Here is a 16,811-nt window from a genome sequence, read left to right as displayed (position 1 = left end):
CGTCATAGACCGAACTTGTGTGACAACCGCTGGCCGGGCAGCGCGGAGGGTCACGCATGCCTCACACAGCTCACACCGCCCATGCCCGTCTCCGGGCGGCCTACACCGGCGAGCACATCACCGCAGCCCGGCAGGGCATCGGACACATCGGCGACCTCGGCTTGGACCGTTGCACCGTCCCCCAACAACGGCTCCGCACCCTTCTCGCGACCTACCTGTTTGACGGAGCGATCGCCGGCACCTCGATCGTCAGCCGCCTGACCCACTACTCGCTCACGATGTCCCCCCGCATCGACGACCTCGTCGTGGTGACCGACTGCCCCACCAATGTCCTCGGATACCTCGTTCCCAGCGGCGAAGAAACAGGGGCCATAGGGCTGCCCGGGCTGAGACTGAACCAAGTCGACGGCAACGAGACCTACCGGCTGGTGCACCTGCCCACCGGCGCGCGCATGACCGTCACCGACCAGCACCGAGGAGTCTTCGACGACGCCCGCTTCGGGGTCTACACCCGCGACACTGGCGATGGCTACCGATGGTGGACGCCAGACGTGCCCCTCCACGCCACAGAACAACACATGCTGCAGTTCAACCCTTCCCCCAGCAAAGGGGTCGCCGCGATTCTGCGAGCACTAGCCATGCGCCTCGACGCCCGCGACATCGCCGGACGTTGGGCCATCGGCCACTGGTTCTCCGACCCACTCCAGCGGGCGACACCCACCAGTTTCCACGACTTCCGAGGCCGCCGCCTTGTCGGAGCCGGCCGACGATGGCACCTGCAATGGGACAGCTACCCGTACCCCAAAGACCTCATCAGCATGCTGCTCGACGAGACCATCGGCCTGCCGGGCGTGACCGCCACGGCGGCAGGTAAGGCCCACGACCTTCACCTCAACGGCCACACGCTGCGGATCCAATCCAGCGTGGACCGCTAGCTCACCGCAACGGGCGGAGCAACTCACGAACAGCGTCCGACTGGACGAGGACCATCTAGCTGATCGGTGTTGCTCCGCCTTGGGTTTTGACCTCTTCGTTCTTCGGTCTGTGGGCAACCGTGCTGCCACCGGTCGCCCAGCCGCCGTCCACCTGTTGCCTTGGCGATCTCCGGGGCCCGGTCAGTGGTCTACACGGCGTGCTGGCCGTCCGGCTCGAGGCTGCCGAGCAGGTTGCGCCGCTGCTCTTGACGAAAGGTGCGCAGGACCTCGCTGGCGGCGTCGGCGGGCAGCAGGCGATTGGGTGATTTCGGGCATCGTGCTAAGCTTGCTCTAGCACCCGAGGTGCTCCTGATCATGTCGCGCGTTGCGGGTTCGAGCCCCGTCATCTCCACATCGCGGGGATGTAGCTCAATTGGCAGAGCGGCGACTTGTCTTGCCGAGGCCGGAGCGGACTTCCGCTCCGGCCTCGCGCCGTTCTGCCCGCGACCCGGAGTGCAACAGGGCCGGGCGGCGCTGGTGCAGCCCCGCCAAGCTAAACGGCGTAGCCCTCACCAATCCGCGAAGGCCTGTCGACGATCGGCCCGCCTTTCTGCCCGGCGCAGCTGACCTCGGCCCGGCCAGCCGAGCGGGTTGGCAGCGACGCCGCCCGCCCGGCCGGTCATAGCAGCACGTCGACCACTTCGTCCGACGGATCGAACAGACGCTTGATCGGCCGCTTGAGTAGGTTCACGTCAACGGCGAGGTCCAACACCTTTGGCGCGAACGGGTGGCCGCGCCGCTTACTCCGCGGGTACCGGATCGTGCTGAGGACGTCGTAGACACTCATGAGCAGGAGCGCGGTATTGCGCACAGTCCCAAGGGCTGTCTCCAGACCGACGACCCCCTGTTCCAGCTGGTCTGCCAGCAGGGCCAAGTAGGGCAGCCAGTGGTCCGCCTGGCGTTGAACCTTTACAAGGTCATTGGCGCAACGTCGGTCGATCGCGTTCGCACGGATCAGCTTGCGGTGGTCTGCCCAGACCACGCCGAGTGTCCTGTCCACCTCTCGCGCCAGCAGCCGGACACGCTCGAAGGTGTTTGGCCCCGCAGACACCTCCACCTTGCCGTAGCCAGCGGAGATGGCGTCAAGGGTGCTCTTCCAGCGCCGCAGGTCCACCTGTAGGGCCGTCACGGCATTCCGGAGGTCCTCTTCATCGCTGCCGACGAGTACTTCTGCGAGGCCAGCCTCGACGTCGAGGCGGCCCGCCCTCTCCTCGACGAACCGCTGGTAGTGCTCCTCCAGCAGAATCTCTCGCAGGCCAGCCTCGATGTCCCACGTCGCCTCGAGCCGACGCTGGATAGCATCAAGCTCGGCGGTGGCGGCCGCGGCGATGTGGTCCGGCGTTCCGATGGTCGTGTCGTTCATGATTCCCCCTCGCTCACTGGTCGCCCGCGTCCCACGCCTGCAGAAGCCCGTCGAGCTTTTTCCGCGCCTTGTGGAGGCTGCTGCGGACCGCTTCGGGGGTTATATGCAACTGCTCGGCGATCTCGGTCGGGGTGTACCCCTCGAACGACCAGGCGAGCAGCTGTCGCTGGCGCTGCGGCAGCTGCCGCAGCGCCAGCCGGATGTCCTGCTTGGCGTCCGCCGCGGCGAGTTCGCAGCCGTCCGGCGTGTTCGGGACGTGCTCGGCGATGTCTTCGACTGGCATCGCGTCGACCTTCCCCAGGCGCTCGGCATACCCCCGGGACGCGGTCACCCGTGCCCACGCCTCCGGGTTGTCGATGGTGCGCCACCGCCGGTAGGCCTTGTGCATCGTCTCCTGCACCACGTCCTTGGCGTCGGCCTCTGAGGCCCCTTGCCAGATGAGCCAGCCAGCCAGCCTGGCGGCGAAGCTGCGGTAGAAGGCGCTGAATTCCTCGACGATCCGCGCCCGCTCGGCCGCCTCGAAGACGCCCGTTTCTCGGCTGCTGGTCTTGACCTCGACCTGCACGGACCCGCTGCCCATCTGCACGATCATGTCCCCTGGCGTGGGTACCTCCGCCAGGGCCCCGGCGAAGTCGGATGCCGAGAACCCACCGCGCGGGAGGTCCGGCGCCGGCTGCGGCCGGTCAGTGGTGCGGTCATCCACGGCGGCCTCCAGGGCGGGCAGTGGCAGGCACGCTCAGTGTGATGCACGACCCGTCGGCCCGCTGGTCGCGGAGCCGGCCGCCACCGGGCAGGGCCTCGGCGATCGCGATGAGGGAGTCACCGCGGGTCTTTTCGGCTTGGGCGCGCCACCGCGCGCGGATCCATAGTGCCGCCAGCATGGTGAGGTTGCCGACGACTGCGGCGGTGACCCACCCCCAGCTGATGTTCTGCACTGCACCTCGCTCTTGCTCGTGGCCGTCGCCGATTGCGCGGCTGTGACAGGTAAGAGGGCGCTGACGGGTCGAGCGTGAACCGCCGTCTTCAAGATTTTCAGGCCCGTGCCCCGTCGGCGGCGCGGTCGTGGAGATCTCCAGCGTGGTGCTCAAGCCGCACACCCGGGTCGGTAGCTGATCCTGTCCGCCGCCTGTCCTGCGGTCAGAGCGCGGAGATGTGCACGCCGAGCGCCATTCTCGGCAGCTGCTTCCACGTAGGCGTCGCTTGCCCGACGTGCTCAGCGGCAGTCTCGGCCGTGAGCCGCGAGACCGAGCGGATGAAGCGCACGCGGGCCTTCCCATCGTCGAACCGCACTCCCGGCGGCGCGCCTGTGCAGCGTTGATGGAACTGCCCCGCCCGACTCAGTCGGCGATGCACCTGCCGCACCCTCTGCCGCAAGTGAAAGCGCTCAACGTCATCGGAGCGGCCCGGCCGGGCCTGGCGCAGCTGCGTGCCGCCGCTCCGCAGGTTGCCCACTTCAAAGAAAACCACGCTCGGCGGCCCAGCCGGCTCGGCGCCGCTCCTCCTTGCCGCGCCCGATGCACTGATCTCGGCACGTGCGTGCACGGGGTCGGGTCGATGCCCGTGCCAGATGTCCACGGAGGGTGAGGAAATTTCCTGCCTCTGGCGCCCGTCGGCGGCAAATCAGTGCGTTAAGCCCGATGCAGGCGTCCAGCCCAGCCAGCAACGAACAGTCCACGCCGTCAGTTCCAGCGGTCCGCGACCACGGTTTCCCGGCACCTCGCGTACAAGATCGGCTTCTTAGGCTTGACGAGGGAAAGGCTCGCCGATAGGCCAGGGGTCGCCGAGGCCGAACCAGTCGCTCTGAGTACGCGGCGGGTCGTCGAACTCCATCCGGCCATCGGCGCCGAGGATAGCGCTGCGCCAGATCGGCAGCGCTTCAATAGCGTGCTCCGGGTCCGGGTGCTCCCAGATCGTGTGCTGCTGGTTGCCGACGAACGCAGGGTGGAGCTGTTTGACGACGAGCACGGCCGACACCCCGCGGTGGTCCCAGTTGTCGCCTGCGTACCAGTAGCCGTTGGCTTCGCGGACGACGGCGTGCGATTCGGTGCCATCCGGCGCAGTCGCGATCTGCAACATCTCGTTGCCGTAGAGGGCGTTGCACACGTCGTGGTCGTCCAAAGACATGCTGCTCGAAGCAACCGCCACGATGAACGGCGCGCCGAGCGGGCCGTAGGCCGCGCCCTTGTCGCTCAGCGCCCCGAGGATGCCGTCCTCGTCGTTTACCGACGCCGCGTTCCCGCCGAAGATCCCCAGAGGTCGGACGCCTTCTCTGCCGCGCGCCTCGGAGGACTTGGGGATGGCCCAGAATTCGATGATCCAGCTTACGTCGTCGCCCTCGGTCTGCTCCTCGTAGAGGTGGGACGGGAGGTCGTCACGGCGCCCGCCCAGCGGGACTTTGTCGGGGTCCAGGCCGCTGAGCCATCTCTCCAGGCGGCCGCGCAGCGGTTTGGCGCGGAGCGGACCAGGACCTTGCCTCACGACCTCGATCCAGAGGAAGAAGTTGGGGCTGTCCAATCTGTTGAGCGACTCGTACACCGCGTTGATTCGCGCCGCCGCGCCGACAGCGACGTCGCTGTCGGATGCCGACCGCGCTTCGACGTAGACCGACCGTCCGTCCTTCTCAGCCAGGAAGTCCGGCCGGCGAGTCGTCCCCTTCAGCACCGGGTGGCACGTCACGGTGTAGCCCATCCGAAGCAGGCACTCGTGTAGGTACAACTCGAAGAACGCCCCGCTGAACTGCCTGTTGTCCTTTGATCTCAGCCGACCCCTGACGTCGGCTTGGGCGTCCGGACACAGGCGGCTGAACCAATCCTCGATCACGTCACGGACCTGGTCCCAGTACGCCCCCGAGACGCGGTCCAAGAACTTGAACCGCCCATCTCCGTGCACCGCCGGGGACGGGTCGGTCCGGGTGGTCCCAGAGAAGATGGTCACCACGACATCACAACCCGTCGACGCTCTTCGGCTAGTTGCGACACGCCGCTGTATCCGCTCATCGGCTACGATCGTGCGCCGGCTGCGGTCGACCTCCGTCCTGGTCCGCACACTTCGATCTCAGCAAGGTAGGCGGGCGCGTGATCGATCCGCCGTCGCGACAGCCGGCGGTCATGGGCCGGCATGGTCCTGTCACCCGTGGCGCGGACTTCAATCGGCCGCCTCGCCAGTTGACGGTGCGGGGCGATCCGCGCACCACTCCAGTTCGAACCTGCCCGGCGTCTTCGTCGCCGGAGACCTCGTCGACCACACCTACCGCCAAGCCATCACCGCCGCCGGCACTGGCTGCGCCGCCGCCCTCGACGCCGAACGCCACCTCGCCACCCTGACCTAACTTCCTTGACCCGCCGCCGTTCCTGAGATGGCCGGGCGCCGGTCACTCACGGGCAAGAGGCGGCCCCCGACCACATCGACCTCGCGGGTTGCCGGTGCGAGATCGACGTCGTTGGTTTGCAGGTGCAGGTTGATCACGTCGAAGCCGTCTCCGGACAGGGCGGCGCGGGCGCCTTGGGCGACTCCGAGGCATGCGGTGACGACGCCGACGAAGGCGGCGCCGACGGCGGTCCCCGCGAGTTGTACCGATCCGCAGGGATCGCGTCGTTCAAGGTCGGCGAGGGCGGCCGTGGGAGCACGTCGTTGCTGCGAAACGCCCTCCTTCCAGCCGAGGACCTGGACGCTGGGGACCTGAGCGGGGAATCGGCGCAGGAGCAGGGCGTTGAAGTCGGCCGGTCCGACGCCGAGTCCGGCGTCGATGGCGAGCCTCCAGCCGACTCCGGAGATGAGCCTGCGAGGGTCGAGGCTGTCGACGCCGAGCAGCGCGACATGGTGGTCCTCGGCCAGCACACGGCTGGTGTGATCGAGCCGCCGGTCGAGGATGACGACGTCGTAACCGGCCCGCTCGAGGACCGCCGCGGCCAGACGGGTCTTGCGGACCGGCTCCGGCTTCACCGGGGTGAGAAGCCCGGTGCTGTGGTTGGCGTCCACGACGCGCTGGGTGTCCTGCAGGACCACCTCGACCCGGTCCGGGTCGAGGTAGGTGAGCCAGGACATCACCCAGGCGTAGGCCTGGCCGAGGTGACCGAGGCCGACGATCCACCAGGCTGCCGGTGCGTGAGTCAGCTCGGGCCCGTCGGCGCTGGTCCCCGGCTGCCAGAGGTTGACGGTGATGGTGCGCCAGCCGGCGTCGCTGCCCGGGCGGTTGCGGAGCGCGCCGAAGGCCTCGTGCACACCGAGGGCCCCGGCGGCGATCGCAGCCAGCACGTTGCCCTCGACGGCGTGGTCGGTCCCCGTGTCGGCCGGATGGACGTGAGCGGTCCAGCCGCTCCACCTGGCCCGGAGCCGGACGCCGCCGGCGGGCGCCGGACGCGTAGCGTCGCCGAGGTACAGCACGGGCCAGTCCACCGGGACGTCGGTCAGGTCATCGGCGTGCCGGGCGCCTTCCCGGTCGATCATCTGCCTGGTGGTGTGCCCTCGGTGCGGCCCGGCGGTCAGTGGCACGTGGCCGTCGGTGATCACGATGACCTGGCCGAACGCGCGGACCGCCGTCGCGACGGCCGTGCACAGCGCGGCCTGGCCGCGCACGTCCGAGGCCACGCTGTCCGCGACGATGGCCATTCCCGTCGCGACGTGCGCGTCGAGCGCGGCGTTGACGGTCGCCTGGGTTCCCTCGTGCACTGCCAGCAGGGCGGTGCGGTTGAAGGTGTCGGTGATCGAGATGGTCATCGTCTCTCCTGAAGTTGCCGACGGCGGAAGCGGGACAGCAGCCGGCGCCACCACGGTCTGAGTTCAGCGGCCAAGTGCCGTTCGGGCACGAGCAGGAGCTCGGCGGCTTGTTCTCCGTAGAAGGACGCCCAGTCGCCGTTCACACGCAGGTGGACCCCGAGCGGGGACACGTCGGTGACGCCGGCCGCGAAGTGCGGGGCGATCAGCGCGACGTGGCCGTCCCGGGCGACCATGGGGTGCGCAGCGTCAACGCGGCTCTGCTGAACGCGGTGGGCCGGGTGGGTGTGGATGTCGCCGACCACGCGCAGCCCGTCACGACGGCAGAGGTCCTGAAGCGCGGTGTAGCCGGCGGCGTGGAAGTCGATCCGCCCGGTGAGGCAGTCCGGATCGAGGTCGTCGTAGAACGCGATCGCGGTGACCGGCTGGGGCAGCTCGTTCTCGGGGTGGGACCGGTCGGTGAGCAGGAAAGCGCCGCTCTCGCGGTGTCCCTGCCCCCGCTCGGTCAGCCCGGCGAGCAGGACGCCGAACAGGTCCGGTGCGATCGTCAGACGGGCGGTCACCGGGCATCCCCGTTCCGGGGCATCGTCGCGCAGGACAGCTCCCGGTGCAGCTCCCGCAGGTAGAACCCGATCGTGCGAGTCGCGTTCCAGGCCCGCTCCGGGCGTTCGCTGGCCCAGTTCGGGTGGCTCATGATCCCGGCTCGGTCGCAGGCCAGGTACGGCGCGTTCTTGTTCGCCGGCGACCACTCCGGGCGGAAGATCTCCGGGTTGCGGCCGGAGACCGGCCACTCGGCCATGGGGAGCGGCGTGTCCGCGGTGATGTCCCAGGGCTGCCCCGCCGGCGCCTGGAGCGGGTAGTCCTGGACGTCGAGCCGCATGCCCAGCTCCGCGTCCTCGCCGACCGCGATGGCCACCGTCAGGAACGGCCAGGTGAGGTCGACGACGCGCCACGACCCGGCGTCGACACCGGCCTCGACGTCGGCGGCCAACAGATGCCGGCGCAGACGTCGCAGGTTCGGGTCGACGCCGGGCTCGGACGCCGTGCTCATCCCTGCGGCCGGACCGTGTGGACCAGGTCGACCATGGCGCTGCAGGTGCGCCTCGGAACGATGGTGGTGACCGGCGCGTTCAGGTCCAGGTCCTCAGTCTCGCCAGGGAGCCGCAGGACCAGATCGGCCGCGGCGGCCTGGCTGATCCCGAACGCCGCGATCGCCCGCTTGCGGACCTGACGCAGCCGGATGGCCGGGTGCACCTTGACCACCTTGTCGGCTCCGGCGTACCCGACCGTCACCGCGATCTGGCGGCAGGCCGAAGTAGCCAGGTGACCCGGCCGCCCGGCCAGAGCCGCCTCGACCGTCACAGTCACGTCGAGCTCGGCCTCGTCGTCGACCACGAACGCCTTCTCGTCCTCCTCGAGGACGAGAAGGTCACCGAGCCGCACATCGGGCTCGACCTCGCGGGTCCGGGCGACGGCCTCGCCGGCCGTGAACTTGTGGATCCTCACGTCTGCTCCTCTGCTTCAGCGGGGCCGTGTCGACGGGCTCCGCGGTCTCGGAGGCTGGTGGTTGAGCACCGGCCGTCCCCGAGATTTCGGTTTCACTGAGACCAGTGAAACAGGTGATCGTGTCCAGCGCAACCCCGAAGCGGCCTTTGGCCCACTCCGGCGTCCCGAGGGCGCGCCTGCCCCGTTCGAGCTGTCATGCTTGGTGGGTGCGTATCGAGCTAGCCGGCCGGAACCCTCTCCGACGCCGAGAGCTGAGGGCTGACTTTCACGGCGACACGGGGAACCTGGTGCTCGACGCGCGAGGACTCCAGTGGGTCAGCCCGCTTGAGCTCGCCGCCATCGTCACGATGGGGACCGTCGCCGCTGCCCGCGGCCGTGAAGTCCACCTGCTCGTTCCTCACGACCCGAAGATCGCGTCTTATCTCGTGCGGATGAACGTTGTGGAGCTACTCAAGCCCTTCACCGAGATCGAGGGGTCGGTCCCATCCCAGGTGCGCCGCGACCACTCCGACAAACTCCTCGAGGTTGCCGAGGTCACGCCCGCCAACATCGACGACATCAGCGAGACACTCGGCCGACTGGTAAAGGCGCGGCTTGGACCGGAAGCGGGAAGGGCGGCCTTCCGCAGCCTCGGCGAGCTACTCAGCAACGCCACCACACACGGCTACAGCGAGACCGGCGCCTTCACCGCCGCCCAGCTCTACAGCGGCACCCTGAGCCGTACACCTGGGTTCGAGTTCGCCGTCTGCGACTCCGGCGACGGGATCCAAAAGGTCCTTTCCAGCACCACCAACCAGGATCTGGAAGGACCCCCGGCCCTCGAGCTAGCACTGAATGGCGGCAATAGACGCGCCGAAGGGCGAGGCCACGGACTACCGAACCTGTGGCGGCAGGCCGTCCGAGGCGGCAAGGGAGGTGAACTCATGCTCCGCAGCGGAGACGCCGTCGCCACCGCGAAGCTCCGCTCGGAACCCACCTCGATCTGCAGCCGTGTCGCCGAACCGGTGGACGGCACCTGGGCCTGGCTCCGCGTCCGAGTTCCGTAACGAGCCGTAACATGTTTCAATCAGTCAGGTGAAACCGGATCCCGCTACGACCGTCACCTACGACGTCGGACAACACCGGGCGTTCCTGTCAACCAGGGAACGCGGCAGGAAAGTGCTTCACGACCTAGAAGACCACATCCCGCCTGGCACCAGCCTTCTTGTCATCAACTTCGCCAACGTCGAGGCAATGACCGTCAGCTTCACCGACGAGTTCCTCCGCAAGTACTACTCCACCCTCGCCACCCAGGACGACGGCCCGACCTCCGTGCTCGTCACCGGACTCAACAACGACACCCGAGAAACGATCGTCATCGCCTTCGAACGCCGCGAACTTATCGCGCTGGAGCGACTCGGTGATGACCTTGTGCTACTGGCGGCGTCGGATGTTCTCTCGGACACCTTCAAGCTCGCCAGGGCGCTGGGAACTTTCACCGCGACGACGGTCGCTGAACAACTAGGCATCAGCGCCCCAAATGCGAATAACCGGCTCAAGCGCCTCGTCGCGGCGAGAGCGCTCGTCCGGCGGCGTGGGGTCGCAGAGCGCGGTGGCAAGGAATTCACCTACTCCGCACCCGAAGTTTGAGCCTCTGGAGTTGTGTCTCCTTCGCGGCTCCGGCACTCGCATGCGCGGCTCGTCACCGCATCGCCGGAGCGCCCCATCGCGATCTGCCGGCAGACAGACTCGGGCACCGAGTCCCTAAGCCGGATGCCTGCCGTCGCATCCTCAGTGCCGGCCGAGGCAGTCTTGAGCCTTGGCGCGCTCGATCGGCTCGGGCCGGGCACCGTGCAAGCATCCTCGATGCTGCTCAACGAGATCGGCAACACCTACGCGGTGGAACAGCTCGGCCAGTTCAGCGACACCGGTACGGTCCGCCGCTGGTACTGGCCGGCGAGCATGTGGCAGCAGATCGGCGGGTGGTTCGCCGCCAATGGAATCCCGTCATTGAAGACAGGATCTCCGATTGAACGCGAGCAAGAGGATTCGGACCGGACTGCCAAGGCGGCATCCAGCGGCGCATGGTGATGTGTTCGGTGCGAGCAGAGGCCTTCGAGCCGACGGTGCCGGCAGCACGTGTAGGTGATGGCGTCCGCTCGAACGGTGGCGGCGGGCGCGGCGACGGTTGGGTCCGCGGCGATCGTGGCTGCTCGGTGGCTGCTCGGCCGACGGGGAACTGACGCGGATTTAGCGCTACGCAACCGGACCCGACAGGAAGCGCGACACCCGATGGTCCATCGACAACTGCGGATTGGCTGCCTGTGCAGGGGCGTGGACCTGGGAGGACGCCTTGGACTTGAACGGACCGGAAGGCTTGCGGCCGGACGAGTTTTATGTAGAGTGCTATTTGTAGGAGTGTGTGCTCGGGGCTTCGGACTACGGATCAGAAGGTTAGGGGTTCGAGTCCCTTCGGGCGCACAAGATCAAGAGGCGTTTGACCTGCCACAATAGGGGTCGGGCGCCTCTTGTCGTTCGTCCCCTACGGGTGGCATGTTGCTCGATTGGTGCTCGTACGACGAGCGTGGCCTACGTCCTAGCCTGTCCCTCTCGGTTCGGAAGGGGTCCGTCGCCTCCGAGTCGCACCTGCCACACACGGTTTAGGAATGGGCTAGCACTTCCTCTTGGACGCCCCGCAGTTGCGGGAACGTAGTTAGCCCCGCAGGAGCCCGCCGGAAGGCAGCCGAATTCCTCGTGGAGATCGATCGCAAGGTCTGGACCAAGGGCGGTGAGGGCGATTGGCTGGATCTACAGGTCTACCTGGGTCAGCTCCAGGTAGCTCTTACTGGGTGTTTTGATCATTCTCGCTACGTATTGCTGCTTTCGTGGGCCTGGTCGGCGAGGCGTCGGCAGGGCCGAATTATCACCACTGGGACCAGGTTCACCTGATTGATGTCGATGCGAGATGCCCTGCTTTGATCCGCAGATCGTGTCTGGTTCACAAAGTTCGGGAATCGTCGGACCCCAGGTGCGATCCACCGTGTAGTCCGCAGTAGACATGTCGTGTGACCGAGCGACCCGTCTACCCCTCCGACCTGTCCGACGCCCGCTGGGCGCTGATCGCACCACGACTGGACGCCTGGCGCCAGGCTCGCACCGATGCTGGCGTCGGGGGACGCAAACCCACCTACGACCTGCGGGAGATCTTCAACGCGATCCTCTACGTCAACCGCACCGGCATCGCGTGGCGCTATCTGCCCCACGACTTCCCGCCCTGGCAGACGGTCTACGGCTACTTCACCGCCTGGACAGGCGATGGCATCTTCACCCAACTCAACTACCAGCTCACCGGCCTGGCTCGCGCCAAGGCCGGACGCGCCCCGCAGCCCTCGGCCGGCGTGATCGACACCCAGAGCGTGAAGACCTCCACCAACGCGCCGCTGGCCAGCCAGGGCATCGACGCCGGCAAGAAGATCGTCGGACGCAAACGCGGCATCGTCACCGACACCCTCGGCCTGCTCCTCGCCGTCATCGTCACCGCCGCCAGCGCCAGCGCCAGCGACAACACCATCGGCATCAACCTCCTCGACCAGGCCAAAGCCGCGCATCCCGCCCTAGCCAAGACCTGGGTCGACGCCGGCTTCAAGAACAAGGTCATCGAACACGGCGCCACCCTCGGCATCGACGTCGAGGTCGTCGCCAAAGACCCGCACATCAAAGGGTTCTCGGTGGTCAAACGCCGATGGGTCATCGAACGCACCCTCGGCTGGATCATGCTGCACCGACGCCTCGCCCGCGACTACGAAGCCCTACCCGACAACTCCGCCAGCATGATCCGCATCGCGATGATCGACAACCTCACCAAGCGGGTCACCGACGAAACCACCCCAACCTGGCGAGACATCTGAAGATCACATCACTCGCAAAATACGTGAATCAGACGCCCTCTTAGAGACCTTCCGCAGGATCGATGTCCGGCCAGACTCGGTCCAGGTGCTCGGCGAGACGCTCCCACATTGCGGCCGCCCACCGGTGTCATTGGTGTGGCTTTCTCATGGCCTGCGGTCTCGCCGGGCACCGCGCGAGGAGAGGCTGGAAAGGGGTTTGTTCGGCTCAAAGTAGCGGTGCCCTCCTTGCTGACAACTCACAGAATTCAGTCAAGGGGAGGCGCCGATGACCGTGATCATCGGGATGGACCCGCACAAGCGCTCAGCCACCATCGAGGTCGTCGACGAACGCGCCCGGGTGCTCGCAGTGGGCAGGTACGGCACCGAGAAGACCGGCTACGCGCAGATAGTCGCCGCCGGCCGCAAGTACGCCGATCGGGTGTGGGCGGTCGAGGGCTGCAACGGCATCGGCAAGCACATCGCCCACCGCCTGCTGCACGACGGTGAGACGGTGCTCGACGTGCCCGCGAAACTGTCCGCGTAGGTGCGGGTGTTCGCCACCGGCAACGGCCGCAAGACCGACCCGGTGGATGCGCACTCGGTCGCGATGGTGGCACTGCGCACCCCGAACCTCGTGCAGGTCCAACTCGACCCGGACCTGCAGGTGATGGGGATGCTGGTCGACCGCCGCGACGAGCTGGGCCGCGCGAGGAGGTAGACCATCAACCGGCTGCACCGGCTACTGCTGAAGCTCTTCCCAGGCGGGGCAAAGCAATTCCTGTCCGCCCGGCAGGCACGTGCGCTGATCGCGACCATCAAACCCCGCGACATCGTGGGCGAGAGCAGACGCGCCTCGCCGTCGAACTCATCGGTGAACTCGAGGGCATCGACAAGAAGATCAAGACCGCGGAGAAGGACCTCAAGGAGCTGGTGGTCGCCCGCGGCTCCACCCTGGCGCCGGTCGGCGCAGGTTCGCAGGCTCAACCGGCCGTGTCCGGCTCCGATTGGTGCCTATTTTCGACTCAGTCCCTGTCGAGCGGCTTCCGTCGTTGGTCACTCGTTGGCACGGCGTAATCAGTGATGCGAGAGAAACGCCGTGACTATGTGGGGACCCTGCGCCGGGCTGATGACGGATGGGTGAGCCGGGCGGCGGGCGGCGCGTGCGCGAGGAAGGCGTCTGGCAGCGGGCAACCTTCGTGGAGTTGTTCTTCGATCTTGCCTTCGTGTTCGCGCTCGATCAGCTCAGGGTTCGGCTGATCCATAACTTCAGCACCGGGAACCAGCTTCGGTTCGGCGAGGTGGTGAAGACGTCCTGCTGTTCCTGGCGCTCTGGCTGGTCTAGGTGACGACGGCCGCTGTGACCAGCCGGCTGCCCCCGGATTCGCTGCTGATCCAGGTCATGGCGTTCATCACGATGACCGGAGCCGTGGTGATGGCCATCGCGGCGGCGCAGGGGTTCGGCCGGCGCTCTCTCCTCTTCGCCGGAGCCTACGTCGCGCTCCAGATAACCCGCCCGCTGCTCTTGCTGGTCTTCCGCCCTCAATGGGCCTCTATCCCGTACCTGCTCTCAGTCGCCGTAAGCGGGGTGCCTTGGATCGTGGGCGGGCTGGTGAACGACGATGGTCTCCACACCAGGCTTTGGACCCTCGCGCTGGCCATCGGCTACAGCTGGTCGACGGTCTCCTGGCTGCGAGACAACGTAGCGATGATCGCTGGTGAGCACCTGGCCGAGCGGTTGCAGCAGTTCCTGTCGATCACGTTGGGTGCGACGATCTTCGTATCCGCCAGTGCGTTAAGCGACAGCGAGTTGGATTTCCCGCATGCGGCCGGGTTCGGTCTGGCCTTCGTCGCCTCGCCGACGTTGACGCTGACCTGCTCGTGACCGACCTGGCACCGATCGACCTGCTGCTTCAGTGGGTCGGCCGGGTGCATCGGCACGCTCGGCCGGCGCGAACCCGGCCGCCCAAAGTCTTCGTCACTGGAATCAGGACACATCCGGAGGGGGCGCCGGTCAGCCAGCCGTCCCCGCACGCGGGGTGGTTCCGTCCTCCGTCTCTCCGGTCACGGTCGCCCGGTCGCCGTCCCCGCACGCGCGGGGGTCTTCCCCGCGGAGTGCCGGCTTCGCCGTCGGCGCGCAGGCCGTCCCCGCACGCGCGGGGTCTTCCGCCTTTACCCGGGGCCGGGGTCTTTTCGGCGACGGACACGCGCGCAACGCCGCCGAGTAGTCGTTCCCGCCCGCGCCGGGGTCTTCCGACCGCCAAGACCCGCACCGTCGCGCGGATCGAGCCGTCCCCCCACGCGCGGGGTCTTCCGCGCCTGGTCGTCCGGTCGTCCGCCTCCAAGGGATGCGCAAGGCGCAGGGCGGTTCGAAGGGTGGGTAGCGGATGACGCACTCCTATTCGCCCGCCTGGCCTGGACTCTCGCCCTGCCTTGTCCAGCCAAGGAACCTTCGGAACAGGAGCACGTGATCTGGCCCAGGCTCGGGATTGAGCTTGCGCAGGTCGTCGGCGGCCTCGCCGAGCATTGACGCCAGGTAGACGCTCAGCGCTACCTGATCGTTCACGTACTCGGCAGAAAGTCTTAAACGAGCCTCCCCGCACGGCCAGGGCTGCGCGCAGACGCGACACAGCCACATGGGGCGGATGGGTAGGTGCTCACGCATGCCGGCCGCCGTTCGCGCGGTACGCCTGCCCTCTCGTGAGCAGGTTTCCGATCCACAGGATTTCGGTCTGCTGGTTCCAAGGGGGCAGGTCGGCCCGCCTGGGCGGCTCGACCCGCTGAGGCTCGACGGGCACGGCCAGCCGCTTGTCGGGGCACGTCTTCCACCTCAGTCCGCAGGAGCAATTTCGGCGGAACCAGCGCCGCCACACGGGCCGATGGATGGGTGCGAGCGGTACGGGTTTAGGTGCTCTCCGCATGGGCATGCGCCGACTCTCGCCGATGAGTTGACGACTCGTCAAGGGGGCAGGGTGACGTGTCGTAAACCGCCCCGGTCGGATGGTCGGCACTGATGACCGGGGACGTTATGGCCATGGCCGAGATAGCGGCCTTCCTCGGTGTGTCCAGGCAGCGAGCGAACACACTCGCAGACCGTCCCGACTTCCCTGAGCCGATCGCGCACCTGACCGTGGGGCGGGTGTGGGCGACGGCCGACATCCGGGCCTGGGCAGAGAAGCGCCGCAGGGAGCTTGAGGGCGAAGCCGGCTAGATCAAGCGTCGCGTGAGCTCCCCGCTCGCGCAGCTCGGCCCTCATCGGGGTGTCCAACGACACGTAAACCGCGCCGCCGCCCGTGGACCAGCCGACACTGCACCGGGACGCGCGGGCCACGAGGGCGGTCGCTTGATATCACCGCGACCGCGCTCGATCGCGCGATTTGGCGCTGGCAGTCCGGCCGAGACGGCTGAACGGACCCGACCGCAGTGCACAGCAGGTCGCGCAAGCCGACGCGGTTTGCTGTTGCACAACTCGTCACGAAGCCATCTCCTCCGGAAGGACGTCCCCTATGACGACGGCAGGCACACCGGACATCCCTCGCGCCGCCATCGACGGGCTGAACAGCACCCCAGCACCCCTCACTGATGCCGTGCCACTCCTGCCGCGTACCTCCGGCCTATACGCCTGGTGGGCGGCACCTGAGGTTTTCCCGAATCTTCCGGGCCTGCCCAGCAGCGCTGATCCGAGCGTCCGCCTTTTGTACCTGGGGATCGCGACCAGCCTGCACAGCAGGATCGCCGGCAACCACCTCGCGCGCTCGGGCAGCTCCACCCTGCGCCGGACACTCGCCGGTCTCCTCCTTCCCACCGAGCACTACCAGACGACCTGGACCGACCGCGTGATCCTCGTGCCTGAAGACGAGCAGCGCCTGACCGCCTGGATGCGGATCCACCTACGTCTCACCTGGTTCGCGTGCGAGCAGCCCCGGCAACACGAGAGAACCTTGATCACCGTCCTTCGGCCGCCGCTGAACGTGGAAGGCGCGGAGCACGGTGATGCGTGCGACATGGTCAAGGCCGCGAAGGCGGCTTACGCGGCAAGCGCCGGTCCGCGGCACACCAGGCCATAACGATTCCGCCAGCGCCTTGGACCTTCCCGGAACCATCCGCTGGACCGATAGATCGAGCAGACGTCAAGAGACCGGGTAAGAACTGACCGGCGGGTTCAGGCGACGAGGCGACGCACAGCGGCCAGGTGCCGGCTCCAGGCGGACAGGCCGCTGATCTTCACGACGTCGCTGCTGCGCGGTGCCTGAACGATCAGCCCCTGCCCGAGGTACATGCCGACGTGGCCGGGGCGGCTGATGCTGCCGCGGCTACCGGGAATGAACAGCCGGTCTGCCGGCCGCAGGTCCCGGTAATGGCCGACGGCGGTGCCGGCGGCCACCACTGCCC

The 16,811-nt window shown here is 67.6% G+C and carries 22 protein-coding genes and 1 pseudogene; 13 read left to right on the top strand and 10 right to left on the bottom strand.

Annotated elements, in window-relative coordinates:
* Positions 1-56: 56 nt before the first annotated feature.
* Positions 57-935 carry a hypothetical protein gene (locus tag OG470_RS06505; protein WP_328421740.1) on the top strand — a complete coding sequence of 293 codons (879 nt, stop codon included), beginning with the start codon at positions 57-59 and terminating at the stop codon, positions 933-935.
* Between the two features lie 658 nt (positions 936-1,593).
* Here OG470_RS06505 and OG470_RS06500 read toward each other — a convergent pair.
* The 5 genes from OG470_RS06500 to OG470_RS06480 all read right to left on the bottom strand — a co-directional run bounded on the left by OG470_RS06500 (position 1,594) and on the right by OG470_RS06480 (position 5,271).
* A complete protein-coding gene (locus tag OG470_RS06500; protein WP_328421738.1) occupies positions 1,594-2,337 on the bottom strand; it encodes a hypothetical protein in 744 nt (247 codons plus the stop codon).
* Between the two features lie 13 nt (positions 2,338-2,350).
* The gene (locus OG470_RS06495; protein WP_328421736.1) at positions 2,351-2,902 is read right to left on the bottom strand and encodes an RNA polymerase sigma factor; all 552 of its coding nucleotides are present in this window, start codon (positions 2,900-2,902) and stop codon (positions 2,351-2,353) included.
* A gap of 130 nt (positions 2,903-3,032) precedes the next feature.
* On the bottom strand, positions 3,033-3,425 hold the full coding sequence (locus OG470_RS06490) for a hypothetical protein (RefSeq protein ID WP_328421734.1): 393 nt from the start codon (positions 3,423-3,425) through the stop codon (positions 3,033-3,035).
* Between the two features lie 49 nt (positions 3,426-3,474).
* On the bottom strand, positions 3,475-3,912 hold the full coding sequence (locus OG470_RS06485; protein WP_328421732.1) for a hypothetical protein: 438 nt from the start codon (positions 3,910-3,912) through the stop codon (positions 3,475-3,477).
* Positions 3,913-4,074: 162 nt separating this feature from the next.
* Positions 4,075-5,271, bottom strand: a complete 1,197-nt coding sequence (locus OG470_RS06480; protein ID WP_328421730.1) for a hypothetical protein — start codon at positions 5,269-5,271, stop codon at positions 4,075-4,077.
* Positions 5,272-5,542: 271 nt separating this feature from the next.
* Here OG470_RS06480 and OG470_RS06475 point away from each other — a divergent pair.
* Positions 5,543-5,665 (top strand): annotated as a pseudogene (locus OG470_RS06475) (thioredoxin-disulfide reductase); the annotation flags it as partial.
* Here the strand turns inward: OG470_RS06475 and OG470_RS06470 are convergent.
* The 4 genes from OG470_RS06470 to OG470_RS06455 are packed head-to-tail and all read right to left on the bottom strand — an operon-like array spanning position 5,662 to position 8,556.
* Complete coding sequence (locus tag OG470_RS06470) at positions 5,662-7,053, bottom strand: hypothetical protein (RefSeq protein ID WP_328421728.1); 1,392 nt, start codon at positions 7,051-7,053, stop codon at positions 5,662-5,664. The pseudogene OG470_RS06475 and the gene OG470_RS06470 sit on opposite strands and share 4 nt — an antisense overlap.
* Positions 7,050-7,613 carry a hypothetical protein gene (locus OG470_RS06465; protein WP_328421726.1) on the bottom strand — a complete coding sequence of 188 codons (564 nt, stop codon included), beginning with the start codon at positions 7,611-7,613 and terminating at the stop codon, positions 7,050-7,052. Before OG470_RS06465 ends, OG470_RS06470 begins: the two co-directional genes overlap by 4 nt.
* Complete coding sequence (locus OG470_RS06460) at positions 7,610-8,101, bottom strand: DUF7665 family protein (RefSeq protein ID WP_328421725.1); 492 nt, start codon at positions 8,099-8,101, stop codon at positions 7,610-7,612. Before OG470_RS06460 ends, OG470_RS06465 begins: the two co-directional genes overlap by 4 nt.
* Positions 8,098-8,556 (bottom strand): hypothetical protein, encoded by a 459-nt coding sequence (locus tag OG470_RS06455; RefSeq protein ID WP_328421723.1) that lies wholly within the window; start codon positions 8,554-8,556, stop codon positions 8,098-8,100. Before OG470_RS06455 ends, OG470_RS06460 begins: the two co-directional genes overlap by 4 nt.
* A gap of 206 nt (positions 8,557-8,762) precedes the next feature.
* Here OG470_RS06455 and OG470_RS06450 point away from each other — a divergent pair, with 206 nt between their 5' ends.
* From OG470_RS06450 to OG470_RS06400, 11 genes are all read left to right on the top strand, one after another.
* The gene (locus tag OG470_RS06450) at positions 8,763-9,602 is read left to right on the top strand and encodes a hypothetical protein (RefSeq protein WP_328421721.1); all 840 of its coding nucleotides are present in this window, start codon (positions 8,763-8,765) and stop codon (positions 9,600-9,602) included.
* 28 nt (positions 9,603-9,630) lie between these two features.
* A complete protein-coding gene (locus tag OG470_RS06445) occupies positions 9,631-10,185 on the top strand; it encodes a hypothetical protein (RefSeq protein WP_328421719.1) in 555 nt (184 codons plus the stop codon).
* Positions 10,186-10,401: 216 nt separating this feature from the next.
* On the top strand, positions 10,402-10,626 hold the full coding sequence (locus OG470_RS06440) for a hypothetical protein (RefSeq protein ID WP_328421717.1): 225 nt from the start codon (positions 10,402-10,404) through the stop codon (positions 10,624-10,626).
* Between the two features lie 974 nt (positions 10,627-11,600).
* The gene (locus OG470_RS06435) at positions 11,601-12,443 is read left to right on the top strand and encodes an IS5 family transposase (RefSeq protein ID WP_328421715.1); all 843 of its coding nucleotides are present in this window, start codon (positions 11,601-11,603) and stop codon (positions 12,441-12,443) included.
* Between the two features lie 265 nt (positions 12,444-12,708).
* The gene (locus OG470_RS06430; RefSeq protein WP_328421713.1) at positions 12,709-12,966 is read left to right on the top strand and encodes a hypothetical protein; all 258 of its coding nucleotides are present in this window, start codon (positions 12,709-12,711) and stop codon (positions 12,964-12,966) included.
* The gene (locus tag OG470_RS06425; RefSeq protein WP_328421711.1) at positions 12,967-13,140 is read left to right on the top strand and encodes a hypothetical protein; all 174 of its coding nucleotides are present in this window, start codon (positions 12,967-12,969) and stop codon (positions 13,138-13,140) included.
* 415 nt (positions 13,141-13,555) lie between these two features.
* The gene (locus OG470_RS06420; RefSeq protein WP_328421709.1) at positions 13,556-13,768 is read left to right on the top strand and encodes a low temperature requirement protein A; all 213 of its coding nucleotides are present in this window, start codon (positions 13,556-13,558) and stop codon (positions 13,766-13,768) included.
* Positions 13,769-13,779: 11 nt separating this feature from the next.
* A complete protein-coding gene (locus tag OG470_RS06415; protein WP_442931057.1) occupies positions 13,780-14,304 on the top strand; it encodes a low temperature requirement protein A in 525 nt (174 codons plus the stop codon).
* Positions 14,301-14,810, top strand: a complete 510-nt coding sequence (locus OG470_RS37175; RefSeq protein ID WP_442931056.1) for a hypothetical protein — start codon at positions 14,301-14,303, stop codon at positions 14,808-14,810. Before OG470_RS06415 ends, OG470_RS37175 begins: the two co-directional genes overlap by 4 nt.
* 622 nt (positions 14,811-15,432) lie before the next feature.
* Positions 15,433-15,630, top strand: coding sequence for a helix-turn-helix transcriptional regulator (locus OG470_RS06405; RefSeq protein WP_109804372.1), 198 nt, complete (start codon positions 15,433-15,435; stop codon positions 15,628-15,630).
* A 295-nt stretch (positions 15,631-15,925) separates the two neighbouring features.
* Complete coding sequence (locus OG470_RS06400) at positions 15,926-16,486, top strand: GIY-YIG nuclease family protein (RefSeq protein ID WP_328421699.1); 561 nt, start codon at positions 15,926-15,928, stop codon at positions 16,484-16,486.
* 95 nt (positions 16,487-16,581) lie between these two features.
* Here the strand turns inward: OG470_RS06400 and OG470_RS06395 are convergent, their stop codons facing one another.
* The gene (locus OG470_RS06395) at positions 16,582-16,803 is read right to left on the bottom strand and encodes a hypothetical protein (protein ID WP_328421697.1); all 222 of its coding nucleotides are present in this window, start codon (positions 16,801-16,803) and stop codon (positions 16,582-16,584) included.
* Between the last annotated feature and the right edge of the window lie 8 nt (positions 16,804-16,811).

It is taken from the genome of Micromonospora sp. NBC_00389, assembly GCF_036059255.1.
Taxonomy (GTDB): domain Bacteria; phylum Actinomycetota; class Actinomycetes; order Mycobacteriales; family Micromonosporaceae; genus Micromonospora.
Note: the sequence above shows the minus strand (reverse complement) of the source record. Positions and strands in the feature narration are given on the sequence as shown.